At 66.3% G+C, this 24104-nt stretch carries 26 protein-coding genes; 13 read left to right on the forward strand and 13 right to left on the reverse strand.

The annotated features are described in order from the left end of the window. Positions 1 to 3 precede the first annotated feature (3 nt). Genes PA6_RS03705 through PA6_RS03715 form a run of 3 tightly spaced genes read left to right on the forward strand, consistent with a single transcriptional unit; the run spans position 4 to position 3228 of the window. On the forward strand, positions 4 to 1035 hold the full coding sequence (locus tag PA6_RS03705; RefSeq protein ID WP_021699540.1) for an RNA methyltransferase: 1032 nt from the start codon (positions 4 to 6) through the stop codon (positions 1033 to 1035). Continuing rightward, on the forward strand, positions 1035 to 1949 hold the full coding sequence (locus PA6_RS22405; protein WP_021699541.1) for an endonuclease/exonuclease/phosphatase family protein: 915 nt from the start codon (positions 1035 to 1037) through the stop codon (positions 1947 to 1949). The genes PA6_RS03705 and PA6_RS22405 overlap by 1 nt, the downstream gene beginning before the upstream one ends. Before the next feature lies 1 nt (position 1950). Beyond that, positions 1951 to 3228 carry a leucine-rich repeat-containing protein kinase family protein gene (locus PA6_RS03715; RefSeq protein WP_021699542.1) on the forward strand — a complete coding sequence of 426 codons (1278 nt, stop codon included), beginning with the start codon at positions 1951 to 1953 and terminating at the stop codon, positions 3226 to 3228. Positions 3229 to 3273: 45 nt separating this feature from the next. Here the strand turns inward: PA6_RS03715 and PA6_RS03720 are convergent, their stop codons facing one another. The 6 genes from PA6_RS03720 to PA6_RS03745 form a co-directional block, all read right to left on the reverse strand. Further along, positions 3274 to 4350, reverse strand: coding sequence for a polyamine ABC transporter substrate-binding protein (locus PA6_RS03720; RefSeq protein WP_021699543.1), 1077 nt, complete (start codon positions 4348 to 4350; stop codon positions 3274 to 3276). Positions 4351 to 4399: 49 nt separating this feature from the next. Continuing rightward, the gene (locus PA6_RS03725; RefSeq protein ID WP_043216237.1) at positions 4400 to 4741 is read right to left on the reverse strand and encodes a cupin domain-containing protein; all 342 of its coding nucleotides are present in this window, start codon (positions 4739 to 4741) and stop codon (positions 4400 to 4402) included. Positions 4742 to 4755: 14 nt separating this feature from the next. Further along, positions 4756 to 6162: an NAD(P)/FAD-dependent oxidoreductase gene (locus tag PA6_RS03730; RefSeq protein ID WP_021699545.1), complete on the reverse strand. Its 1407-nt coding sequence runs from the start codon at positions 6160 to 6162 to the stop codon at positions 4756 to 4758. 45 nt (positions 6163 to 6207) lie between these two features. Next, the gene (locus PA6_RS03735) at positions 6208 to 7029 is read right to left on the reverse strand and encodes an AraC family transcriptional regulator (protein WP_021699546.1); all 822 of its coding nucleotides are present in this window, start codon (positions 7027 to 7029) and stop codon (positions 6208 to 6210) included. A 43-nt stretch (positions 7030 to 7072) separates the two neighbouring features. Further along, positions 7073 to 7852, reverse strand: a complete 780-nt coding sequence (locus PA6_RS03740) for a helix-turn-helix domain-containing protein (protein ID WP_021699547.1) — start codon at positions 7850 to 7852, stop codon at positions 7073 to 7075. Positions 7853 to 7976: 124 nt separating this feature from the next. Further along, on the reverse strand, positions 7977 to 8867 hold the full coding sequence (locus tag PA6_RS03745; protein ID WP_043216238.1) for a MerR family transcriptional regulator: 891 nt from the start codon (positions 8865 to 8867) through the stop codon (positions 7977 to 7979). A gap of 129 nt (positions 8868 to 8996) precedes the next feature. Between PA6_RS03745 and PA6_RS03750 the strand changes: the two genes are divergently transcribed. Next, on the forward strand, positions 8997 to 9437 hold the full coding sequence (locus PA6_RS03750; protein ID WP_021699549.1) for a PAS sensor domain-containing protein: 441 nt from the start codon (positions 8997 to 8999) through the stop codon (positions 9435 to 9437). Between the two features lie 36 nt (positions 9438 to 9473). On the opposite strand, the gene PA6_RS03755 is transcribed toward PA6_RS03750, so the two are convergent. From PA6_RS03755 to PA6_RS03765, 3 genes are all read right to left on the reverse strand, one after another. Further along, positions 9474 to 9998 carry a DUF3833 domain-containing protein gene (locus PA6_RS03755; RefSeq protein ID WP_021699550.1) on the reverse strand — a complete coding sequence of 175 codons (525 nt, stop codon included), beginning with the start codon at positions 9996 to 9998 and terminating at the stop codon, positions 9474 to 9476. A gap of 12 nt (positions 9999 to 10010) precedes the next feature. Further along, positions 10011 to 10541: a chalcone isomerase family protein gene (locus PA6_RS03760; RefSeq protein WP_021699551.1), complete on the reverse strand. Its 531-nt coding sequence runs from the start codon at positions 10539 to 10541 to the stop codon at positions 10011 to 10013. Between the two features lie 105 nt (positions 10542 to 10646). Then, positions 10647 to 12425: an acyl-CoA dehydrogenase C-terminal domain-containing protein gene (locus PA6_RS03765; protein WP_021699552.1), complete on the reverse strand. Its 1779-nt coding sequence runs from the start codon at positions 12423 to 12425 to the stop codon at positions 10647 to 10649. 234 nt (positions 12426 to 12659) lie between these two features. On the opposite strand from PA6_RS03765, the gene PA6_RS03770 reads away from it, so the two are divergent. Genes PA6_RS03770 through PA6_RS03780 form a run of 3 tightly spaced genes read left to right on the forward strand, consistent with a single transcriptional unit; the run spans position 12660 to position 14941 of the window. After that, positions 12660 to 13604, forward strand: coding sequence for a lipase family alpha/beta hydrolase (locus PA6_RS03770; protein ID WP_021699553.1), 945 nt, complete (start codon positions 12660 to 12662; stop codon positions 13602 to 13604). A gap of 51 nt (positions 13605 to 13655) precedes the next feature. After that, a complete protein-coding gene (locus PA6_RS03775) occupies positions 13656 to 14675 on the forward strand; it encodes a lipase secretion chaperone (RefSeq protein ID WP_021699554.1) in 1020 nt (339 codons plus the stop codon). 41 nt (positions 14676 to 14716) lie between these two features. Beyond that, positions 14717 to 14941, forward strand: coding sequence for a DUF2970 domain-containing protein (locus tag PA6_RS03780; RefSeq protein ID WP_021699555.1), 225 nt, complete (start codon positions 14717 to 14719; stop codon positions 14939 to 14941). On the opposite strand, the gene PA6_RS03785 is transcribed toward PA6_RS03780, so the two are convergent. Continuing rightward, a complete protein-coding gene (locus PA6_RS03785; RefSeq protein WP_043216240.1) occupies positions 14938 to 15984 on the reverse strand; it encodes an ABC transporter substrate-binding protein in 1047 nt (348 codons plus the stop codon). The two genes, PA6_RS03780 and PA6_RS03785, sit on opposite strands and share 4 nt — an antisense overlap. A gap of 482 nt (positions 15985 to 16466) precedes the next feature. Here PA6_RS03785 and PA6_RS03790 point away from each other — a divergent pair, with 482 nt between their 5' ends. Both PA6_RS03790 and PA6_RS03795 read left to right on the forward strand, forming a co-directional pair. Next, complete coding sequence (locus tag PA6_RS03790) at positions 16467 to 18125, forward strand: nitrite/sulfite reductase (RefSeq protein WP_021699557.1); 1659 nt, start codon at positions 16467 to 16469, stop codon at positions 18123 to 18125. Further along, complete coding sequence (locus PA6_RS03795) at positions 18109 to 18606, forward strand: DUF934 domain-containing protein (protein WP_021699558.1); 498 nt, start codon at positions 18109 to 18111, stop codon at positions 18604 to 18606. Before PA6_RS03790 ends, PA6_RS03795 begins: the two co-directional genes overlap by 17 nt. 85 nt (positions 18607 to 18691) lie before the next feature. Here PA6_RS03795 and PA6_RS03800 read toward each other — a convergent pair whose 3' ends face one another. Further along, a complete protein-coding gene (locus PA6_RS03800) occupies positions 18692 to 19276 on the reverse strand; it encodes a TetR/AcrR family transcriptional regulator (RefSeq protein ID WP_021699559.1) in 585 nt (194 codons plus the stop codon). Between the two features lie 110 nt (positions 19277 to 19386). Between PA6_RS03800 and PA6_RS03805 the strand changes: the two genes are divergently transcribed. Next, positions 19387 to 19830 carry a hotdog fold domain-containing protein gene (locus PA6_RS03805; protein ID WP_021699560.1) on the forward strand — a complete coding sequence of 148 codons (444 nt, stop codon included), beginning with the start codon at positions 19387 to 19389 and terminating at the stop codon, positions 19828 to 19830. Further along, on the forward strand, positions 19827 to 20681 hold the full coding sequence (locus PA6_RS03810; RefSeq protein ID WP_021699561.1) for an alpha/beta hydrolase family protein: 855 nt from the start codon (positions 19827 to 19829) through the stop codon (positions 20679 to 20681). Before PA6_RS03805 ends, PA6_RS03810 begins: the two co-directional genes overlap by 4 nt. Positions 20682 to 20696: 15 nt before the next feature. Here the strand turns inward: PA6_RS03810 and PA6_RS03815 are convergent, their stop codons facing one another. Both PA6_RS03815 and sohB read right to left on the reverse strand, forming a co-directional pair. Further along, on the reverse strand, positions 20697 to 21686 hold the full coding sequence (locus PA6_RS03815; RefSeq protein ID WP_021699562.1) for an oxidoreductase: 990 nt from the start codon (positions 21684 to 21686) through the stop codon (positions 20697 to 20699). Positions 21687 to 21695: 9 nt separating this feature from the next. Next, positions 21696 to 22718, reverse strand: a complete 1023-nt coding sequence (gene sohB / locus PA6_RS03820) for a protease SohB (protein ID WP_021699563.1) — start codon at positions 22716 to 22718, stop codon at positions 21696 to 21698. 211 nt (positions 22719 to 22929) lie between these two features. On the opposite strand from sohB, the gene PA6_RS03825 reads away from it, so the two are divergent. Beyond that, complete coding sequence (locus PA6_RS03825; RefSeq protein ID WP_021699564.1) at positions 22930 to 23640, forward strand: histidine phosphatase family protein; 711 nt, start codon at positions 22930 to 22932, stop codon at positions 23638 to 23640. A 61-nt stretch (positions 23641 to 23701) separates the two neighbouring features. Beyond that, positions 23702 to 24016, forward strand: a complete 315-nt coding sequence (locus tag PA6_RS03830; RefSeq protein WP_021699565.1) for an SCP2 sterol-binding domain-containing protein — start codon at positions 23702 to 23704, stop codon at positions 24014 to 24016. Positions 24017 to 24104 lie beyond the last annotated feature (88 nt).

Raw genomic sequence — 24104 nt, forward strand, 5'->3', positions numbered from 1 at the left:
CCCATGCGTATCTCCGACATTCACCAGCGCCTCGCCGACCTCGGCGCCCTGCCCGCCCACCGCGGCCGGGTGGTGCGCGCCTGGCTGCAGGGCAAGCCGCTGGATGCCGGCACCCGCCGCCAGCACACCGAGCACTTCCTGCCACTGTCCGTGCGCCATGGCCTGCCGCAACTGGCCGAAGAACTCGAAGGTCTGGCCCGGGTGCGCTCCAGCCACCCCGCTGGCGATGGCTCGGCGCGCCTGCTGGTGGACCTGGCCGACGGCCAGATGGTCGAGAGCGTGCTGCTGCCGCGCGACGGCGTCTGCGTCTCCACCCAGGTTGGCTGCGCGGTCGGCTGCCGCTTCTGCATGACCGGCAAGAGCGGCCTGCTGCGCCAGGTTTCGAGCGCCGAGATCGTCGCCCAGGTGGTGCTGGCGCGGCGCCAACGGCCGGTGAAGAAAGTGGTGTTCATGGGCATGGGCGAGCCGGCGCACAACCTCGACAACGTGCTGGAAGCCATCGACGTGCTGGGCACCGACGGCGGCATCGGCCACAAGAACCTGGTGTTCTCCACCGTGGGTGACCCGCGGGTGTTCGAGCGCCTGCCACAGCAACGGGTCAAGCCAGCCCTGGCGCTGTCGCTGCATACCACCAAGGCCGAACTGCGCGAGCACCTGCTGCCCAAGGCGCCGAAGATCGCCCCGGCCGAGCTGATGGAGCTGGGCGAGACCTACGCCCGTGAAGTCGGCTACCCAATCCAGTACCAGTGGACCCTGCTCAAGGGTATCAACGACGGCCAGGACGAGCTGGACGAGATACTTCGCCTGTTCAAGGGCAAGTACGCGGTGCTCAACCTGATCCCCTTCAACAGCCTGGAAGGCGACGACTACCAGCGCCCGGACGGCGAGCGCATCGTGCAGATCGTGCGCTACCTGCACAGCCGCGGCGTGCTGACCAAGGTGCGCAACAGCGCCGGCCAGGATGTCGAGGGCGGCTGCGGCCAGCTGCGCGCGCGCGCCGTGGACATCGTCAACACCAGCCGGCTGCAGCGCTGATGCTGCGCCTGCTCGCGCTCGCCGCCGCCGTCGGGCTGCTCTCGCCCTGGCTGGTGACGCTGCTGGCGGACCACTCGCAACACCTGGCCTGGCTGCTGGACCTGGCCAGCCACTGGCAATGGCTGCACCTGGCCCTGCTGCTGGGCTGCCTGGTGCTGCTGGCACGGCGCCGGCCGCGCTGGCTGCTGCTGGCGCCGCTGCTCGCGCTGCCCTGGTTCAGCGTGGCGCCGATGCTGCCTGCGCAAACCGGCGAGGTGCGCCTGGAACTGCGCCTGGTCAGTGCCAATCTGCAGCAGAGCGACGATGCCGCCGCCCTGCGTGCCTGGCTCGACGCCCAGCCCGCCGACCTGGTGCTGCTGCAGGAAGTCACTCCGAGCCTGGCCCGGCAACTGGCCGGCTGGCAGGACTACCCACACCGCGTGCTCGCCCCGGAGGCTTCGCCGTTCGGCTTGGCCCTGCTGTCACGCCTGCCGCTGGAGGGTGGCCGGGTGCTGCGCGACAGCGACGACATTCCGCGCATCGAGGCGACCCTGCGCCATGCCAGCCAGGCCATCAGCCTGAGCCTGGTGCACCCGATGCCGCCGCTGTCGCCCTACTGGCACCACAAGCGCAACCTCGGCCTGCAGGTCGCCCTGCAGCGCAACGCCGCGCGTGGGCTGCCCGGCCTGCTGGCCGGCGACCTTAACGCCAGCCCCTGGTCGCAGGCCACCCGCGAGCTGCATGCACTGGGCTGGTACCGCGCCAATGATCTGCAGGCCACCTGGCCGGCGCTGGGCCTGGGCTGGCTGGGCATCGCCATCGACCAGGTACTGGTCCATGGCCCCTGGCGCGTGGTCGAGCAAGGTCTGGGGCCGGACCTCGGCGCCGATCACCTGCCGCGCCGCCTGCACCTGCAACTGCTGGAACCACACTGACATGCACAGCCTGGAACAACTGCGCCGCGGCGAGCTGGCCGGCATCCGTCGTCTGGACCTGGCCGCCGACCTCAGCGAGTTTCCCGAGGAGATCTTCGACCTGGCCGACAGCCTGGAGGTACTCAACCTCAGCGGCAACCGTCTGCGCGCCCTGCCCCACAACCTGTCGCGGCTGCACAAGCTAAAAGTGCTGTTCTGCTCGGACAACCCCTTCGAGAACCTGCCGGAAGTGCTCGGCGACTGCGCCCAGCTGGAAATGGTCGGCTTCAAGTCCAACCGCCTGCGCGAGGTGCCAGCCGCCGCGCTGCCAGAGAAGCTGCGCTGGCTGATCCTCACCGATAACCAGATCGAAGCACTGCCGGACGCCCTGGGCGAACGCCCGCGCCTGCAGAAGCTGATGCTGGCCGGCAACCGCCTCAGCCAGCTGCCGCCAAGCCTGGCCGCCCTGCACCAGCTGGAGCTGCTGCGCATCGCCGCCAACCGCCTGGAGACCCTGCCCGACTGGCTGCTGCAGTTGCCGCGCCTGGCCTGGCTGGCCTTCGCCGGCAACCCGGGCAGCGACCGTGCCGAAGCCGCCGCGCTGGCCGGCCACCCGCAGGCGCCGATTGCGCGCGAGCAGCTGGTACTGGGCGAGCTGCTCGGCCAGGGCGCCAGCGGCCTGATCCACCGCGCGCGCTGGGGCGAGCACGAGGTAGCGGTGAAGCTGTTCAAGGGGCAGATAACCAGCGACGGCCTGCCGCATAGCGAGATGGCTGCCTGCCTGTCCGCCGGTCGCCACCCGCAGCTGCTGCCGGTGATCGGCCCGCTACAGGCGCAGCCCGGCGAGCCGGACGGCCTGTTGCTGGAGCTGCTGGAGCCGCGCTTCCGTGTGCTGGCCGGGCCGCCCTCGCTGGCCAGCTGCACCCGCGACTGCTACGCGCCCGAGCAGCGCTTCAGCGCCGAGCAGGTACAAGCCCTGGCCGGCGGCGTGGCCGCCGCGCTGGCGCACCTGCATGGCCGCGGCATCCTGCACGGCGACCTGTACGCCCACAACCTGCTGGTCGACGGCCACGACTGCCGCCTCAGCGACTTCGGCGCGGCGTCCTTCTTCACCCCCGGCGGCCCCCAGGGCGCGGCGCTGCAGCGCCTGGAGAGCCGCGCCTTCGGCATCCTCCTGGAAGAACTGCTGCAACGCTGCGACGCGCCGCCGACAGGCCTGCTGCAGCTGGCCGCCGACTGCCAGCAAGCAGCCACGCACGAGCGCCCGGACTTCGCCGAGATAGCCGCGCGTCTGCAATGAAAAAGCCCCGGACCGGCCGGGGCTTCATCAACGCAGGGGCTGAACTCAGGTACCGCTCTTGACCTTGCTCCAGATGCGCGTGCGCACCCGGTCGACTTTCAGCGGCATGGCCTCCAGCGCGTACAGCTTGGTCATCACCTCCTGCGGCGGATAGACCTTGTTGTCGGCCTTCAGCGCCGGATCGACCAGGGCGTCGGCCTTCGCGTTGCCGTTGGCGTAATGCACGTGGTTGCTGATGCCGGCCATCACTTCGGGCTGCAGCAGATGGTTCATGAAGGCATAGCCGGCCGCCTCGTTCGGCGCGTCGACCGGCATGGTCACCATGTCGAACCACATCGGCGCGCCTTCCTTGGGAATCACGTACTCGATCTTCACCCCGTTGCCCGCCTCGGCGGCGCGGCTGGCGGCCTGCATGATGTCGCCGGAGAAGCCGACGGCCAGGCAGATATCGCCGTTGGCCAGCTCGCCGACGTACTTGGACGAGTGGAAGTAGCGCACGTTCTTGCGCATCTCCAGCAGCAGCGCCTCGGCCTGCTTGTAGTCGTCGAGGTTCTGGCTGTGGTGCGGCAGGCCCAGCTGGTGCAGGGCGATCGGCAGCATCTCCGGACCGTTGTCGAGGATGGCCACGCCGCACTGGGCCAGCTTGGCCATGTTCTCCGGCTTGAAGATCAGGTCCCAGGAGTCCACCGCCACGCCTTCGCCAAGCACCGCCTTGACCTTGTCGACGTTGTAGCCGATGCCGGTGGTGCCCCACAGGTAGGGGAAGCCGTACTGGTTGCCCGGGTCGTTGGTCTCCAGCGCCTTCATCAGCACCGGGTTGAGGTTGCTCCAGCCGGGCAGCTGGCTGCGGTCGAGCTTCTTCAAGGCGCCGCCCTGGATCTGCCGGGCCATGAAGTGGTTGGAGGGGAATACCACGTCGTAGCCGGAACGGCCGGCCATCAGCTTGGCGTCGAGCGTCTCGTTGCTGTCATAGACGTCGTATTGCACGCGCTGGCCGCTGGCCTTCTCGTAGTTCTTCAGGGTGTCCGGGGCGATGTAGTCGGTCCAGTTGTAGACACGCACGCTCTCGGCGGCCTGGCTGGCCGACGCGATCAGCATCAGCGGGAGGAGTTTCTTCAGCATGCTTTACCTCGTTGATTGTTCTTGTAGGCAGATACGAAGGAGTCTTGGCTCAATAGATCAGTACGAAGGTCTTCCTGACGGTTTCTTGTATGTCCCAGATGCCGGTGGTGTTGGCCGGCATCATCAGCGCATCGCCAGCGCGGATCTCGATCGGCTCGCCGCCGTCCGGGGTGAAGGTGCAGCGCCCGGCAATGAAGTGACAGAACTCCTGCTGCACGATCTGCCGGCGCCAGCGCCCGGGGCTGCACTCCCACACGCCGGCCTCGACGCCATCGGCGCGCTCGACGCTGTGGGTGCGGGTCAGCGCATGCGGTTCGCCCAGTGGCACGGCCACCGGGTTGACCTCGTCCAGGGCCAGCTCGGCGGTGTTCTTGAAGTGGTCGATGCTCATCGGATTCTCCGCAGTCATTTCATGAAACCTTCCATAAAGCCGGCCACGCCCTGGGCCAGGCGGCGGCGCCAGGGCGCGCTGTGCGGATCGGCCAGCACCCGGTCCTCGTGCACGAAGCTCTGGATGATGGCGTTGTAGCCGAGCCAGCGGCACGGCTCCGGCTCCCAGCCCGGCAGGCGCTCCAGGCGCGAATCGCGGTACACCCAGGGCTGTTGGGTCAGTTCGTTGTCCTGGCCGAGGATCAGCGCCGCCAGGGTGCGCCCGCCCAGGTTGCTGGCGCCGACACCCTCGCCGCCGTAACCGCCGGACAGGGCGATGCGGTTGCGCGTGTCGCGCAGCATGTGCGGCTGGAAGCGCCGCGCCATGCCCAGGTTGCCGCCCCAGGCGTGGGTCAGGCGCACGTCGCGCAGCTGCGGGAACAGCTCGCCAAACAGGTAGCGGCGCAGTTCGCGCTCGTCCTCGGTAAGGTTGAAGTCGGTGCGTAGGCGCCCGCCAAAGCGATAGCCGCCGCGTGCGCCGAACACCAGGCGGTCGTCGGCGCTGCGCTGGCCGTAGGTGACCTGGCGGCTGGCCTCGCTGAAGGCCTGGCCGCGTTCCAGGCCGATCTTGGCCCAGACCTCGGCCGGCAGCGGCTCGGTGGCGACGATCAGGCTCTGCACCGGCAACTGATGGCGGCCCAGCGGCGGCAACTCGGCGGCATAGCCCTCGACGGCCGGCACCACCCAGTCGGCGCTGACGCTGCCGCCCTCGGTGCGAACCCGCCCCGGCTGCCAGTCGATCACCCGGCTCTGCTCGTAGAGTTCGACACCCATGGCCTCGACGCAGCGCGCCAGGCCGCGCACCAGGCGGGCCGGCTGGATCGTGGCGCAGTGCGGGCTGAAGAGCGCGCCATAGGGGTTGGCCACGCGCAGCTGCTCGGCCAGCTCGGCCGGTTCGAGCCAGCGGTAGTCGTTCTCGCCCAGGCCGAGGCCGCGCAGGTGCTGCCAATACGCCTGCAGGCCACTCAGCTGTTCGGGGTAGCGCGCCGCGCAGTACAACACGCCGCCCTTGCGCAGGTCACAGGCGATGCCTTCGCGCTCGGTGACGCGAGCCACCTCGTCAGGAATGCCATGCAGCAGGTCGAAGCTCGCGCGCCGTGCCTCGGCCGGCAGCCCAGCGAGCAGGCGGTCCTCGCCGAGGATATTGCCCATCAGCCAGCCGCCGTTGCGCCCGGAGGCGCCAAAACCGGCAGTCTCGGCCTCGAGTACGACGATGCGCAGCTGCGGCGCCTGGCGCTTGAGGTAATAGGCGGTCCACAGCCCGGTATAGCCGGCGCCGATGATGGCCACGTCGGCGTGCCGCTCGGCCTGCAGGCGCGGCCGCGGCGCCAGGGGCTCGTCGAGCTGGTCCATCCACAGGCTGATGTTGCGCCAGGGGTTCATCGGTGTCTCCGTCATCGTGTGCTGAGCGGAGACTAGTGAGGATGATCAGGCGCTGTCTTGCGTGCGGGCCCGCGCGGAAATTTGTTTGAGGTAGGCCTTGGGCGTCATGCCCAGGCGCTCGCGGAAGCACTTGTAGAACGCCGACAGCGAGTTGAAACCGGCGGCGAAGGCCAGTTCGTCGATCCGCCCCGCGTCGCTGGTGGCCTGCAGCCCGTCCAGCAGGTGCTGCAGGCGGGCCTGGTTGACGTAGCGGTAGAAGCTCTGCCCCAGCACCTGGTTGAGCAGGTGGGAAATCTGGTTGCGGCTGTAGCCGGTGGCCGCGGCCACCTGTTGCAGGTCCAGGTCCGGGTCGAGGAATGGCCGCTGGCGCTGGAAGTACTCCTGCAGGTCCTCGGCCAGTTGCCCGAGCTGGCGGGCCGACAGGCCCAGGCGGCTGATCGCCGGCCGTGCCGCGGATTCGCCCTCGCCGGGCCGCGCTTCGCGCACCAGCGTGGCGTATTCGTGGATGCGCCAGATCAGGCCGTCACGCACGGTGATCGCCTCGCCGGTGCGGAACGACACCAGCCCGCCGCTGCCATGGATGCAGGTGCGGTACTGGATGAAGGCGGTGTGGCCGTCAATGCGGATGCGGTCGACGTGCTCCAGCAGCTCGCCAGGGCGCCGCGGCAGGTTGTCCTCGACGTAGCGGCGCAGTTCGCCCAGGCGCATGCAGCGTTGCTGGAAGAAGTCGTGGTACTCGATATCCGGGTGGTAGAGCGCCAGCACCGCCTCCAGGTCGCGGTGCTTCCCGCTCAGGTGGTAGCGCATGATGGTGGCGCGGGTGCGTTCGGTTTGCGCGGCGTCGTCGGGAAAATCGCTGTCGTGCATGGCGGTTCGGCGGATTCGATGTCCGCGCAGCTTGCCCTATTCCTCAGCCGGCGAACAGGCGAATGCCGCGCGGCTGGGCCAAGGCCGCCGAGGGGCTCATGCCGACGATGCTGCGGAAGGTGTGGCTGAAATGCGCCGAATCGGTAAAGCCGGCGTTCACCGCGGCATCGGTGAGGTTCATCCCGCGCGCCACGCCGACACAGGTGACGAACAGGCGGTGCCACTGCCGGTAGCGGCGGATGGGGATGCCGATCTTCTGGCGGAACAGCTGGGTCAGGCGCGGTACCGAGAGACCGACCTGGTCGGCGAGGAACTCGATGGACTGGTTGCACGACACGTCGGCCTTGATCAGCTCCACGGCGCGCACGATGCGCGCATCGCAGACGAAACCGGGCGGCGGCCGGCCATGCGGGTTGATCAGGCGCTCCAGCCAGTCCCAGATCGCCTCGGGCTCGGCGCTGCTGCGGTGCAGCGCATCGAAACGGCTGATCCACAGGGCCTGCTCGTCCAGCCCGTGGAGCAATCCGGCCTCGCGTACGGCCATGCGCGGCGCCAGCAGGGCGAAGTCCTCGCCAAATACGTCCAGGTAGCAGAGCGCGACACGTGAACCGCGGCTGTCCACCAGCAGCTCCAAGCCGGGCGGCAGCAGCACGCTGCGGCAGCGCAGCGCCGCACCCTGGCTATGGATCAGCAGCTCGTCATCCAGGCCGACCAGCAGCATGGCCGCTGCCTGCGACAGCTGCAGGGGCTCCGCGAAGGCACTGAGGTAGAAGGTGCGCTTGTCCCACAGATAAAGCAGGACCGGGGCATCGCTCGGTTGCATGGACGTTCTTCGCCCTTGTCATTGTTGTGGCCCGATGGGTACCACAGGCGAAGGACGCATGAAAGACCGGCAACGCGTTTTATTGCGACGATGAGCCGCGCTCGGCAAAGCGCTGCCATCAGGTTCAGGTATCCAGATGCCCGTCCAGCAGGGCCTGGAGGCGGCGCTGCATCAGGGCGGGACTGTCGCCCAGGTAGGCCACCGAGGCGATCTTGACCAGGCCGCCGCCCTGCCCCGCCACGGCCAGCGGACAGCTGACCTTCATCTGCAGGCGACGCACCACCTCGGTCGGTAGCGGCGCATGGCCGAACAGCACCAGCACCGCCGGTTGCCGCGCATCGCAGATCAGCGGCAACTCGTCGAGCGGCTGCCCGACGGCCAGCACCTCCACCCGCGCGGCGCCGCCGGCCAGCACCAGCCCCGCGCACAACAGTTCGAGCTCGGCGCAGTTGCCGCTGCCATCGGCGAGCATGACCACCGGGCCGTTGCCACGGTTCATCTGCAGGCGCAGCAGCGCCCGCGAACGCAGGAAGGCATCGAGCATCAGCCACTGGCTACGCGCGCCATACTCGGTGCGCGGCAACAGTGCGCGCCACAGCGGCAGGAGTACATCCTCGAACAACACGGCGAGCGGATAGAGCGTGGACAGCTGCCCGTACAGGCGCTCCAGCTCGGCACTGTCGAAGTTGGCCAGCGCCTCGCGCAACAGATCACGCCACTGCGCCAGGTGATCATCGGCCACTACCGGCACCACTTCGTCGGTCTCGTGCTGGGTCAGCAACTCACCGATGCGGCCCACCGCGATACCGCGGCTGGTCCACAGCATGATGCGCTGGATGGCCTGCACGTCCTGTGGCGAATAGAGGCGGTGCCCGCCCTCGGTGCGCACCGGGCGAATCAGGCCGTGGCGGCGTTCCCAGGCACGCAGCGTCACCGGGTTGACACCGGTCTGGCGTACCACCTCGCGCATGGGTAGCAGGTCACCGCGGGGCGAAGAGTCAAGTAACTCGGTCATGATGCTCGGGCAGCAGTGCAAACGAACCGGGATTGTAAACCAGACGGCGCCACAGTACCCGGCCTTGGCAGTGGCATGTGTGAAGACTAACCTAGGCGGGCCCGAAAAAACGAACGAGAGAACCGTGCAATGATCAGTGCCAAGCTCCTGCAGCTGGTAGTAGAAGCATCCAGTGACGGCATCGTGGTGGCCGAGCAGGAAGGCGATGACAACATCCTCATCTACGCCAACCCCGCCTTCCAGCGCCTGAGCGGCTATTCCGACGAGGAGATCCTGTACCAGGACTGCCGCTTCCTGCAGGCCGGCGACCGCGACCAGCCCGGGCTGCATGCCATTCGCCAGGCCATTCACGAGGGGCGCGCCTGCCGCCAGATCCTGCGCAACTACCGCAAGGACGGCAGTCTGTTCTGGAACGAGCTGTCGATCACCCCCGTGTTCAACGAGGCAGATCAGCTAACTTACTTCATCGGCATCCAGCGCGATGTGACCACCGAAGTGGAAGCCGTTGAGCGTGTGCGCCAGCTGGAGGCGGAAGTCGCCGAGCTCAAGCGCCAGCTGGCCGAACGCTGAGTCGCGGCCCCTGCCGGCGCCACCACGCGCCGGCCATCAGGACTCGCGCCGGAAGAACAGGGTCACCTGGCCCAGCTCCACGCCGAACTTGCTCATGAAGGAGCGGTTGATCAGCGTGTCCTCATCCATCAGGTACATCCAGTCGTCAAACTCCACCTCGTAGGTGGTGTCATCGACCGGGAGCAGCAAGCGGTACTGCCAGCGCAAGGCATTGCCGGCCAGTTCGCCCCTCGCCTCGCCGATCACGTCCCCTGCCGTGCCGCGCCAGCGGCCCGGGCCATCGGGGGTCAGCGTCCACACGCGGCGCTGGCGTTCACCATCGCTATAGACGAAGCGCTCGTCGAGAATCAGCTTGTCGCCTTCACGGCGACTGTCGATCTGCACATGGAAGCGCTTGATCACCTTGCCCGAGCGATCCTGGAACATGCCCCAGGCTTGCACCGGCCGGGAGAAATAGCTTTCCAGGTTGAGCACCGGCTGCTCCGCGGCATAGTCATCCACGGACACGCTGCCGCAGCTGACCAGCAGAAAGCAGCAGGCCAGCAGCCATATCTTCTTCATGTTAGAAACACCTCAGGCGTCGGATGCATTGAGCCCCAGCAGGGCTTCACGAAGCTCGGGGCTGCGTGTGCCCGCCCCCAGCCAGATGGAAAAGAACGCGCGGGCGAAGGCGGGATCGGCGATCTCCCTCTGCAGGCGGCCATCGACGTAGAACCGACAGCCCTTGCCGGGCAGATAAACGCCGGTGATGCGCTGGCCCGACTGCACATCGACGAAGGACTGGCGCATCTCTTCAGCCCAGCGCGCCAGGGTGCGCTCATCCACTGTGCTGCCCTGCCGGCGGATCTCGTCGACACTGGTATCGACCAGGGCATCACGGGTGATATTGCGCTTGTAGGTGAGCTCCAGCGCGAACGGCTGTTCAAAGACCTGTTCGGTCTGTTCACCGAACAGCCGTGCGGAGTAGACGGAGAAGCCGAACCAGGTGAACTCACCCGCGCCCAGCAGGCGCGCCTGGGGCACATCGGTCCGCCAGTCGGCCGCGGCGGGCCCGCCAGCGCAGAGCAACAGCAGACAGATCAGGCCTCGCTTCCAGGCATGCATTCGACTCTCTCCCAGGCCGAGGCGAACCTCGGCCGCTTGGAATAAAAAATCCGGCAACCGAAACAGGGGGGAAGTTGCCGGAGTGCGCAGGCGAACAGTGCTCAATCAGGCAGCAAATTCCTCTTCGCTGAATGCCATCAGGGTAGTCTTTCCGGCCAGTACCTCGGCCAGCAGGCTGTCGGTTTCAGTCAGCACCCGTGCCATGTAGAAGTCGGCCGACTTCAGCTTGGCGCCGTAGAACACGGTTTCGCTGCTACCGCCCTGCAGGGCCGCCTGGGCGGTCTGGGCCATGCGCGACCACAGCCAGGCCAGGGTGGTCAGGGCAAACAGGCGCAGGTAGGGAACCGAAGCGGCACCAGCCTGCTCGGGGTCCTTCATGCCTTCGCTGGCGATCCACAGCGTCGCCTGCTGCAGCTGCTTGAGCGCCTTGCCGACGGCGGCAGCGTGCGGTGCCTCGGGGTTGGCCTTGAGCCAGCCTTCGACCAGGGCGAAGAAGCCACGCACGGCACGACCGCCGCCCAGCGCCAGCTTGCGCCCGACCAGGTCCAGCGCCTGGATGCCGTTGGTGCCTTCATAGATGCGGGTGATGCGGCAGTCCCGCACCAGTTGCTCGATGCCCCAGTCCTCGGTGAAGCCGGAACCACCCAGCACCTGCAGGCCCTCGTTGGCACAGGCGAAGCCCTCGTCGGTGAGGAAGGCCTTGACCACCGGAGTCAGCAGCTGCACCAGGTCGTCGGCCTGCTGGCGCACTTCGGCGTCCTCGTGATCGTGGGCGACATCCAGGTGCAGGCCGGTGAAGTAGGCCAGCGCACGGCAGCCCTCGATCATCACTTTCTGGCGCAGCAGCATGCGGCGCACGTCCGGGTGTACCAGAATCGGGTCGGCCGGCTTGTCGGCGGCCTTCGGGCCCGACAGCGAACGGCTCTGCAGGCGCTCCTTGGCAAAGCCCAGGCTGATCTGATACGCGCTCTCGGCGATCCCCAGGCCCTGCATGCCGACCATCAGGCGCGCCGAGTTCATCATGGTGAACATGCACTTGAGGCCCTTGTTCGGCTCGCCGATCAGCCAGCCTTTGGCACCCTCGAAGTTCATCACGCAGGTGGCCGAGCCCTTGATGCCCATCTTGTGCTCCAGGCCGCCGCAGAACGCCGGGTTGCGCGAGCCGTCCTCGAGGAACTTGGGCACCAGGAACAGGGAAATACCCTTCACGCTGTCCGGCGCATCCGGCAGCTTGGCCAGTACCAGATGGATGATGTTGTCGACCAGGTCCTGCTCGCCGCCGGTGATCCAGATCTTGGTGCCGCTGATGGCATAGCTGCCGTCGGCCTGCGGTATGGCGCGGGTGCGGATCAGACCGAGGTCGGTACCGCACTGCGGCTCGGTCAGGCACATGGTGCCGGTCCACTCGCCACTGATCAGTTGGGGCAGGTACTGCTCCTGCTGCTCGCGGGTGCCGTGCTGGGTCAGCGCATTGATCGCACCATGGGTCAGCCCCGGGTACATGCCCAGCGACAGGTTGGCCGAGCAGACCATCTCCTCGACCATCATGTTCAGTACGTGCGGCAGGCCCTGGCCGCCGAACTCCGGGGTACAGGCCAGCGCGGTCCAGCCACCCTCGGCGAACTGCTTGTAGGCGGCCTTGAAGCCGTCCGGCGTCTTCACCGTCTTGCTCACCGGGTCGTACTGGCAGCCCTGCTTGTCGCCGGAGCCATTGACCGGAGCCAGCACGTTCTCGGCGAGCTTGGCCGCCTCCTCGAGAATGGCGCCACCCAGATCGGCACCGAACTCGCGCTGCGTCGGCAACGCCTGCAGGGCGCCGTAGGCATCGAGAACCTCGTCGAAAACGAACCGCATGTCACGCAAGGGGGCATGGTACTCAGGCATTTATCGCTCCAAATCTATACATCAGTTATCCGTGTATAGCTTTTTGTATAGTTTTTACGGGCCGATGGCAAGCACTGATCGTGACGACATCCGTTTCCTTTCGTTTCAGCCATCGCGGAGCAGGATCATCAGTTCTTACAAGCCGAGCCCGGCTTGCCGGTGGTTTGATGGCCGCCACCTCCGCTGCTGTGTGCGGAGCTACAACAACAAAAAACGAACACACAGGTACACCTCATGAAAAAGCTGCTCGTCCCGGCACTGGCCGCCCTCGGTCTGTGCGCGTCCCTCCCTGCCCTGGCCAACACCCAGGCGCAGACCAAGAACCCCATCGTCCTCGTCCCCGGCATCTTCGCCTTCGACTCCATCGCCAGCATCGATTACTGGTACCAGATCCCCAGCGCCCTGCAGAGCCAGGGGGCCAAGGTCCATGTACCGAAGATCAACGCCTTCGACAGCTCGGCCAAGCGTGGCGAGTCGCTGATCGCGCAGCTGGAGCAGATCCGCGCCGCGTCCGGCGGCACGGTGAAGAAATTCAACCTGATCGGGCATAGCCAGGGTGGCCTCACCGCCCGCTATGTGATGAACACCCGTCCCGACCTGGTGGCGTCAGTGACCACCCTCAACTCGCCGCACAAGGGCTCGCCGCTGGCCGACCTGGTGACCGGCATCGCCCCGCCCGGCAGCCTGCAGGGCGTCGCCTTCGACGTGTTCGCCAACGCCGTGGGCAACCTGGTCAACCTGCTGTCGAACAACAAGAAGAGCGCCTCGGACGTGCGCGCCATGCTGGCCGAGTTCAACAAAACGGGCGCTGCGGCCAACAACCAGCGCTTCCCCACCGGCGTGCCGAGCACGTCCTGCGGCGAGGGCCCGGAAACCGCCACCATCAACGGCAACAGCGTGCGCATGTACTCCATGAGCGGGACCGCGCCGCTGACCAACGTGCTGGACATCTCCGACCCGCTGTTCGGCGTCACCTACCTGGCCTTCGGCTTCAGTGAGGCCAATGACGGCGTCACCGGCCGCTGCTCCAGCCATTTCGGCAAGGTGCTCAAGGACAACTACTTCATGAACCACCTGGACATCACCAACCAGGTTCTCGGACTGGTGTCGCTGTTCGAAACCAACCCGAAGACCCTGTATCAGAACCAGGCCAACCGCCTGAAGAACCTCGGTCTGTAATACCGGCGGACATGGCGCCGAGGGCGCCATGTCCGCCGCGAGGAGACTTCGATGTCCAGCCGCATCATTCTGTCTGCCCTGGCCCTCGGCGCCGTCGTCGTGGGCGGCACCCTGCTGCTCTACCGCCCCGCGCCCCTGCCCGCCACGGCAGCTCCCGTCAGCGCGGCAGCGGTCCCCGATGACAGCCGCAGCCGCGAGGCCCGTAACCTCAACCACAACCTGCGTGAGACGCCGGCCACCCGCCTGGCCGACCCCGGCCCGCTGCCGCCCTCGCTGGCAGGCGCGCACCACGGCGTACAACTGCGCATGGACGCCCAGGGCAATCTGCTGCTGCAGGCGGACCTGCTGCACCTGTTCGACTTTTACCTGGCCGGTCGCGAAGAAGAAGGTCTGGACAAGGTACTGATTCGCATCCATCGCGACCTCGCCACCCAGCTCCGCGAGCCCGCGCTGGACAAGGCACGCGACCTGCTGCGCCGCTATGTGGACTACCGCATTGCCCTGCAGGACCTGCCCGAAGCCGACGCCAGCCTGGATCCCGGCGCCCTGCGCCAGCGCCTCGATGCGCTCAACATGCTGCGTCAGCAGTTCTTCAGTGCCGATGAATATGCCCTGTTCTTCGCCCGCGAGAACGCCGAGGACGAGTACATGGTGCAGCGCCTGGCGCTGACCCGGCAGGCCGGCCTGAGCGAGGAGCAACGTACCCAGGCGCTGGCCGAACTGGAGCTGCAACTGCCGGAGGAGGTGCGCATGGCCCGCGCCGAGAGCATGCGCCATGGCGAGCTGTACGCCGCCACCCAGACGCTGCAGGAACAAGGCGCCAGCGCCGAGGAGATTCGCCAGCTGCGCGAGCAGGCGCTGGGCAGTGCCGCGGCCGATGCGCTGGCCGATCTGGATCGCCAGCAGGCTGCCTGGCAGCAGCGCCTGAGCGACTATGCCGCCGAGCGCAATCGCCTGCGCCAGTCCGGGCTCAACGACAGCCAGTTGCAGGCCGCCATCGCAGAGCTGCAGGCCAGCCGATTCGACGAGCGGGAACGCTTGCGCGTACAGGCGCTGGACCCAGAACTCTGAACCTCGCGGCGCTGAGCTAAGCTGAGCCCAGGAGGTGCCCAATGGACAGGCAGAACGACGATAACGACAAGCCACTAAGCTTTCGCGAGATGCTGCAAAGCGTACTGGCCGCCGCGTTTGGCGTGCAGAGCGGGAAGAACCGCGCGCGTGACTTCAGCCGCGGCAAGCCCAGCCACTTCATTGCCCTGGGGCTGATGTTCACCGCGCTGTTCGTGGTGGTGCTGTTCGCCCTGGTGCAGCTGGTGCTCTATCTGGCAGGCGTCTAGCGCAGCAGTTCGTCGATGGAGCAGGCGTACTGCCGCAGCGCCGGATTGCGCGTGGCGCTGAAGCGGCGGAAATCCAGGCCCTTGTCAGGCCGTTCCAGCCTGGACATCAGGTGCTTCGCCTCGCGCGCATCCACCAGTCGCAACAGGCGAGCCATCTGCGCCTTGCCACCGCGCTCGGCGAAGTCCATTCCGGCAGCATGGTCATGCAACATCACCATGGCACAGCCGCCCAGAATGAAGTGTCCGGTGGCCAGCACGCCGATTCTGCCCTCCGCCCGTGCCTGCAGAACCCGCTGCGAATTGTTCAGCGCCGTGTAGCGCAAATGCCGCCCCTGCTCCTCGGCCGCCTGCATTACGCCAAAAGCCATTTCATCGTTGGCGGACCAGACCAGGTTGACCTGCGGATAACGGGGCAACAACAGTTTGGCCTGCTCATACGCGCGCTGCTGACGCCACTCGCCATAAAGCAACTGGCGCAGGCGAACCTGCGGATGCTCCCTGAGTGCCCGCTGCAGCCCCTCCTCGCGCAGTGTCGCGGAGGGGGTGTTCTTCACTCCGGAGAAGGCCACCAGCTCGGCGTCATCTCCCGCCGTGCGCAACAGCGCCTTGGCCATCAGGTAACCGGCTTCCTCGTCGTTGGTGACCAGGCTGCCGATCCAGTTGGGGTACTTGTCCCGGGGACCGCCGGCCAACTGTTGCTGTTCGTCGGTCAGGCTGCTGTGCACCGCGAACAGGCGAATGCCGCTGTCGGCGAACATGCGCAGGATTTCCGGCCCCAGGTACTGCTCATTGACGAAAATCAGATAGTCCGGTTTGTGCGGACTGGCGAGCACCTGGCGCGCGTTGCGCAGGATGACCTCGTTATCACGCTCGCCGTAGAGCACCTCGAGCTGCATATCCAGATCGCCGGCGGCGTCCTGCATGAAATGGCTGTAGTCCAGCCAGAACCGCTCGTGGGAGAAGCCGGGATTGAGGAAAACCACGGACGCGGCCTGAGCGGTAGCGCAGACAAGACTCAGGCAGCAGAGGAAAAGGACACGCAACGCCAAGAGGATGAACCCGGATTCAGCAGAAAGTGGCGCATTATACCGGGCAGGCAATGGCAATATGCCAGCGCTCGTCGGCCATTTGCGCAACGGGGCCGGCAAGACGGAACCTGCCGGCCCCGCTCGCTCGTCCGCTACTGCTGGCTCACCCAGAACACCGCCGTGCTGACCGCGATGAATACCAGCATGAATATGGCCCAGGCATCGACAAGGCTGTCTTTGTCCTGCGCTGTGGAATGGTCGCTCATGGTTGTCCCCTTTGTTGTGGTTATGGGTTCCACCTGAGTTAAGACCAGGCCCCGCACAGTCTCAAGGCCGGTCGCTTATCGACTTTGGCTATGTACTTATATGAAAACTTCACTTTTTCGCATATTTGCGAGCTGGTATCTTTCGCCGGCCCTGATAGAGAGCGCGTCTACCGTGCGCGCAAGAAAGCCATCGCTGCCTGATGAAGCAGTAGCCTGAACCACAGGACCCCTATGTACGTATACGACGAGTACGATCAGCGGATCGTCGAGGACCGCGTCAAGCAGTTCCGCGACCAGACCCGCCGCTACCTGGCCGGCGAACTCTCCGGCGAGGAGTTCCGCCCCCTGCGCCTGCAGAACGGCCTCTACATCCAGCGCTACGCGCCGATGCTGCGCGTCGCCGTGCCGTACGGCCTGCTGTCGTCCAAGCAGGTGCGCATGATGTCCAAGATCGCTCGCGACTACGACAAGGGCTACGCCCACATCAGCACCCGGCAGAACGTGCAGTTCAACTGGCCGGAACTGGAAGATGTGCCGGAGATCCTCGCCGAGCTGGCCACCGTGCAGATGCACGCGATCCAGACCAGCGGCAACTGCATCCGCAACACCACCACCGACCAGTTCGCCGGCGTGGCCAAGGACGAGATCGTCGATCCGCGCCCCTGGTGCGAGATCATCCGCCAGTGGTCGACCTTCCACCCCGAATTCACCCACCTGCCGCGCAAGTTCAAGATCGCCGTCAACGGCGCCGTGAGCGATCGTGCCGCCATCGAGGTGCACGATATCGGCCTGGAAGCGGTGCAGAACGAAGCCGGTGAGCTGGGCTTCCGCGTCTCGGTCGGCGGCGGCCTGGGCCGTACCCCTATCGTCGGCAGCTTCATCAAGGAATTCCTGCCCTGGCAGCACCTGCTCGGCTATCTCGACGCCATCCTGCGCGTGTACAACCGCTACGGCCGTCGTGATAACAAGTACAAGGCGCGTATCAAGATCCTGGTCAAGGCACTGACGCCGGAAGTCTTCGCCGAGAAAGTCGAGGCCGAGTTCGCCCACCTCAAGGATGGTCCGACCACCCTGACCGAAGCCGAAGTGGCGCGCGTTTCCGCCCACTTCGTCGACCCGGCGTATCGCCAGCTGGCCGACCAGGATGCCGAACTGGCAGCCCTCGACGCCCAGCATCCGGGCTTCGCCCGCTGGCGCCAGCGCAACACCTTCGCCCACAAGCAGCCGGGCTACGTCGCCGTGACCCTGTCGCTGAAACCGACCGGCGTCGCGCCGGGCGATGTCACCGACAAGCAGCTGGACGCCATCGCCGACCTGGCCGATCGCTACAGCTTCGGCGAGGTGCGCAACAGCCACAACCAGAACATCATCCTTGCCGACGTCGAGCAGCAGCAGCTGTTCACCCTGTGGGGCGAGCTGCGCGAGCTGGGCTTCGCCACACCGAACGTGGGCCTGCTGACCGACATCATCTGCTGCCCGGGCGGCGACTTCTGCTCCCTGGCCAACGCCAAGTCGATCCCGGTCGCCGAGGCCATCCAGCGTCGTTTCGACGACCTCGACTACCTGTTCGACATCGGCGACCTCGACCTCAACATCTCCGGCTGCATGAACGCCTGCGGCCACCACCACGTCGGCCACATCGGCATTCTCGGCGTGGACAAGAAGGGCCAGGAGTTCTACCAGGTGTCCCTCGGCGGCAGCGCCGGCCGTGAGGCCAGCCTGGCACAGATCCTCGGCCCGTCCTTCGCCCAGGATGAAATGGCCGACGTGATCGACAAGCTGATCAAGGTCTATGTCGAACATCGCACCGAAGAAGAGTCCTTCCTCGATACCTTCCGCCGTGTCGGAATCGACCCGTTCAAGGAGCGCGTCTATGCAGCGAATCATTAAGAACGGCCAGATCCTGGACGAAACCTGGCACCTGCTGCCGGCCGATGCCAGCCTCGACAGCGTCAGCAACAGCGACGACCTGATCGTGCCGCTGGCCCTGTGGCGCGAGCATGCCCACGCCCTCAAGGCCCGTGACGGTGGCCTGGGCGTATGGCTGGAAGCCGGCGAGGAAATCGAGGAGATCGTCGCCGACCTGGACCACTTCCAGGTCATCGCCCTCAACTTCCCCGCCTTTACCGACGGCCGCCACTGCTCCAGCGCCTATCTGCTGCGCAACCGCTACGGCTACAAGGGTGAGCTGCGTGCCATCGGCGACGTGCTGCGCGACCAGCTGTTCTCCTACCAGCGCGTGGGCTTCGACGCCTTCGCCCTGCGCGCGGACAAGGACCCGGTCGATGCGCTGAAAGCCTTCGAGGAGTTCTCCGAGGTGTACCAGGCCTCCACCGACCAGCCGCTGCCGCTGTTCCGCCGCCGCGCCTGACCCGGCCCCAGGAAAAAGCCCCGCACTGCGGGGCTTTTTCATTTCAGGCCGTCGCCCGGATGCAATCCGGGAGCGGCGTCGCCAGCTACTGTGGCGCTCGCACCGAATCCCAGGCCACCTGGGCCAGCAGCTCGCGACACTCGGCCAGCGACGTCTGGGTCCGCCCGGCCAGCCAGTGGCGCGCGAAGTCATGGGTCGGACCGATGACCACCGAGGTGAAACAGTCCACCGGCATGGCCTTGAACAGCCCCTGCGCGCGATACACGGCGAGCGCATCGAGGATGCGCCGGAAATTCACCCGGTTGACCTCGCGCAGCTCCGCGCCCATCTCGCTGGCCTCTACCCGGCCACGGCTGTGCAGGATGAAGCGCGCCCAGTCCGGGTTTGCCACCACCCAGTCGACATAGCTGGTGACCAGCAACTTGACGCAGGCCTCGGCGCTGTCGGCCTGGGCGAAGCCCTCGGCGAGCAGCGCCGCGTACTCGGCCGTACCGGCCAGGTAGAGGGCGCCGATGATGCGTTCCTTGTTGCCGAAATGGTGATAGAGGCTGCCGATGCTGGCGCCAGAGCGGTCGCGAATCATCTCGATGGTGGTGGCATCCACGCCGAAATCGGTGAAACAGGCCAGGGCGGCCTGGAGTATCTCGTCCTTGCGGGAACGGCGGGCCATCTGGCCTCCTCAACAAACTAGAATATTTTTCTAGAATTAAATTCTGGTATTCGTATACTGCCTGGGCGCGCGCTTCTCTTCAAATGCCAGCCATTGTGCAGGAGCACCCCATGAGTCAGATGATGCAGATGTACCAGCAGGTCGGCCCGGCCCAGTTCAGCACCCTGATCGGCCAGGTCGCGCCCTACTTCGCCAGCATTGCCCCGCAGTTCGTCGAGCTGCGCCCGGGCTATGCGGAAGTGACCTTCCCCAAACGCCGCGAAGTGCTCAACCACATCGGCACCGTACATGCCATCGCCCTGTGCAACGCTGCCGAGCTGGCGGCCGGCACCATGACCGACGCCTCCATCCCGGCAGGCTGCCGCTGGATTCCGCGCGGCATGACCGTGGAATACCTGGCCAAGGCCCAGGGTGACGTACGCGCGGTGGCTGACGGTAGCGCCATCGACTGGAACCAGGAAGGCGACATCAAGGTACCGGTGGTGGCCTACGTCGACGATAAGCCGGTGTTTCGTGCCGACATCACCATGTACGTCAGCCGGAGCTCATCATGACCAGCCCACTCCATCGCCAGCTGGACAACGGCAACGGACACCGCCTCTCCAGCCACTGGTTCCACCCCGCCGGCGAGGCGCGCGGCGTTGTCCTGATCGTGCCGGCCATGGGCGTGGAGCAGCGTTTCTACGCCGCCTTCGCGCAGTGGCTGGCCGAGCGCGGTTTTGTCACGGTGACCTTCGACTATGTCGGCATGGGCCTGTCTCGCCAGGGCTCGCTGCGTGATCTGCAGGTGGACGTGATCGGCTGGGGCCGACACGACTGCAGCGCCATGCTCGATGCCGCCGCGGCGGCAGCGGGTTCCCTTCCGGTGTTCTGGATCGGCCACAGCCTCGGCGGGCAGATTCTGCCCTTCGTGCGCGGCAGCGAGCGCATCCAGCGCGCCTTCACCATCGCCACCGGCAGCGGCTACTGGCGGGAAAACACCCGCAGCCTGCGCAACCGCGCCTGGCTGCTGTGGTACCTCATCGCCCCGCTGGTCACGCCGCTTGCCGGCTACTTCCCCGGCCAGCGCCTGGGCATGGTCGGCGACCTGCCGCGCGGGGTGATCGAACAGTGGCGGCGCTGGTGCCTGCATCCGGAGTACGCGGTGGGCGCCGAAGGCGAAGCGGTTCGCGAGGCCTATTCGGCAGTGCGCACGCCGATCACGGCGATCTCCTTCACCGATGACGAGATGATGTCCGGGCGCAATACCGAATCACTGCACGGCTTCTATCGCGCCGCGCCACAAACGGCCAAGCGCATCGCGCCAACGCAGATCGGGGTGGAGCGAATCGGCCACTTCGGCTTCTTCCGTCGCCAGTTCGCCGAATCGCTGTGGGCACCCTACCTGCTGCCGGACCTGAGCTGACCGGCCCGCTCAGGCTCAGTCGAGCCTAACCAGCACCCGACCGACCAGCTTGCCGGCGAGGATCTGCTCGATGGCCTGGGGCAACTGCTCCAGGCCGACTTCCTCAGCCAGGCTCTCCAGGTTGGTCAGCTTCCACTGCAGGGACAGCTTGTCCCACATGGACGCCTTGACCACCAGCGGCAGCTCCACCGAGTCCACCCCCAGCAGGTTGACCCCGCGCAGGATGAAGGGCGCGACATTGCCCTTGAAGCCCATGCCGGCGGTCAGGCCGCAGCAGGCCACGCTGGCGCCGTAACGCAGCGACTTGACCACGTTGAACAGGATCTCGCCGCCGACGGTATCCACCGCACCGGCCCAGCGCTCCTTGAGCATGGCTTTGTCGCTGCCTTCCTGCAGTTCCTCGCGCGGCACGATCTGCTGGGCGCCGAGCTGGCGCAGGAACTCGCCCTGCCCGGCCTTGCCGGTGGACGCCGCGACGTTATAGCCAAGCCGCGCCAGCAGTGCGACCGCAACCGAACCAACGCCACCGGTGGCGCCGGTGACCAGCACCGGGCCGGCGGCCGGGGTCAACCCGGCCTGTTCCAGCTTGTCCACGCACAGCGCCGCGGTCAGGCCGGCAGTGCCGAGCAGCATGGCCTCGCGCAGGCTCAGGCCCTTGGGCCGCTTGATCACCCAGGCCGCCGGTACGCGAATGTACTGGCCGAAACCGCCGGCGGTGTTCATGCCCAGGTCGTAACCGGTGACGATCACCTCGTCGCCCGCCGCGAACTCGCTGGCCGAGGACTCGGCCACCACACCGGCGGCGTCGATGCCCGGCGTATGCGGGTAGGCCTTGGTCACCCCGCGGTTGCCACTGGCGGACAGCGCATCCTTGTAGTTGAGCGAGGAGTACTGCACGCGAATCAGCACCTCGCCGGCCGGCAGGTCGGCGACGCTACGCTCGACGACCTTGGGCACGAAGACACCGTTTTCCTCACTGACCAGCAGAGCCTTGAAGGCAGTCATGTCTTACTCCTACCAGAAACGTTGTTGATTGAGGCGGCTCCACCAGTTCAGCAGCAGACGATCCAGCGTGACGCTGGCCGCCAGGCCGAAACGCTCCGGCAGGCTCTTCTTCTCGGCGAAATGCAGGTGGAACAGCTCGGCCTCGCGAGCACGCTCGGCCAGGTATTCGTCGCTGGTCTTGAGTTCGTCGACCAGATGCTTGTTCAGCGCGGAGACGCCCAGCCAGACTTCGCCGGTGGCGATCTCGTCGATATTCAGCTGCGGCCGGTAGCGGGCCACAAAGTTCTTGAACAGCTCGTGGGTGGTGTCCAGGTCTTCCTGGAACTTCTCCCGGCCCTTCTCGGTGTTCTCACCCAGCACGGTAAGGGTGCGCTTGTACTCGCCAGCAGTGAGCATCTCCACGTCGATGTCATGCTTCTTCAGCAGGCGATGAATGTTCGGCAGCTGGGCCACCACGCCGATGGAGCCGAGGATGGCGAAGGGCGCGCTGAGGATCTTGTCGCCGATGCAGGCCATCATGTAGCCGCCGCTGGCGGCGACCTTGTCCACGCACACGGTCAGCGGCACGCCGGCCTGGCGGATGCGCGCCAGCTGCGAGGCGGCCAGGCCATAGCCATGCACCATGCCGCCGCCACTCTCCAGGCGCAGCACCACTTCATCCTGCGGGCTGGCCAGCGACAGCAACGCAGTCACCTCATGGCGCAGGTTGTCGGTCGCCGAGGCCTTGATGTCGCCGTCGAAATCGAGCACGAACACCCGCGGCTTGCTCTGGCCATCCTTCTTCGCCTGCTTGGCCTGTTTGGCTTCGGCCTTGCGCTGCGCCTTGAGCTGCGTCTTGTCGAGCAGCTCATGCTCCAGGCGCTCGCGCAGCGCCTTGTAGAAATCGTTGAGCTTGCTCACCTGCAGCTGACCGCTGCCCTTGCCGCGCCCCTTGCCACGCAGGGCGGCAATGGTCAGCAGCACCACGATGATGGCGACCAGCACGGTCAGCGTGCGCAACAGGAAGTCCGCATACCCCAACAGAAACTCCACAGATTACCCCTCGTCTATATCCCTTCACGAGGCCCAGGCAAGGCCACGACTCCGCTCAAGCATACCGGCGCCAGAGCGTGCCGGCCAACCACGACAGACCATGTGTCGGCATCCCTGGGCGATTCAAACAAGCGTATGTTTTTTCGTTGACAGGCGCCCGGCTCTGCCCATAACCTCGCGAGACTTCAACCCGGCAGGATCGACTGCGGACGTGGGCAGCATCTACCTGATTCGACATGGCCAGGCCTCCTTCGGCGCCGACGACTACGACGTGCTGTCGCCGCTCGGTGTGCGCCAGGCCGAAGTGCTGGGCGATCACCTGGCGCAGCTCGGCATCGCTCTGGATCGCTGCCTGAGCGGCAGCCTGCGGCGTCAGCAGCATACCGCCACCTCGGCCCTGCAACGCTGCGCGGCTGCCGGCATGAGCGCGCCGGAACTGGAAATCGATCCGGCCTTCAACGAATTCGACGCCGAGGCGGTGATCCGCGGCTTGTTGCCGGCCATGCTGCCGGACGAGCCAGGCGCACTGGAAATCCTGCGCAACCCGAAGGATAACCGTGCCGCCTTCCAGCACCTGTTCGCCCGCATCATCCGCCGCTGGGTCAGCGGCCAGTATGACCAGCCCGGCCACGAGACCTGGCAGGCTTTCGTCGATACCGTCGGCGGCGGTCTGCAACGCCTGCTGGCAAGCGCCGAGCGCGGCCAGAACATCGCCGTGTTCACCTCCGGCGGCACCATCACCGCCCTGCTCCACCTGTTGACCGGCGTACCGGCCGAGCGAGCCTTCGAGCTCAACTGGCAGATCGTCAATACTTCGCTCTCGCGCCTGACCTTCCGTGGCGACGAGGCAACCCTGGCTTCCTTCAACAGCCGTGTGCATCTGGAGCTGTTGAAGACCCCGGAACTCATCACCTATCGCTGAGTACCGGCCCACAGCGGCCCGCAAGGCCGCCAGCAACCCTTGATAACAAAGGATAGAAAACATGAGCTCCGTTGCCGACACCATCAACAGCATGAAGTCCAAGTTCAACGCCAGCGCCGCTGCCGGCCTGGACCTGGTGTTCCAGTTCAACATCGAAGACGGTGAAAACTACGCGCTGATCGTCAAGGACGGCACCTGCGACGTACAACAGGGCGACAACGCCAACGCCAACGTCACCCTGATCATGGACAGCGCCACCCTGGCCGGTATCGCTTCCGGCGAAACCGACGGCATGCAGGCCTTCATGGGCGGCAAGCTGCGCGCCGAAGGCGACATGATGCTGGCCATGAAACTGGCCGAGCTGTTCCCGGTATAAGCCCTCGGGTTTACCGCGAAGCACGAAAAAACCGGAGTCTGCGGACTCCGGTTTTTTTTCGCCCGGCACAAGCAATCAGAGCCCTTGA

It is taken from the genome of Aquipseudomonas alcaligenes NBRC 14159 (assembly GCF_000467105.1).
GTDB classification, from domain to species: domain Bacteria; phylum Pseudomonadota; class Gammaproteobacteria; order Pseudomonadales; family Pseudomonadaceae; genus Aquipseudomonas; species Aquipseudomonas alcaligenes.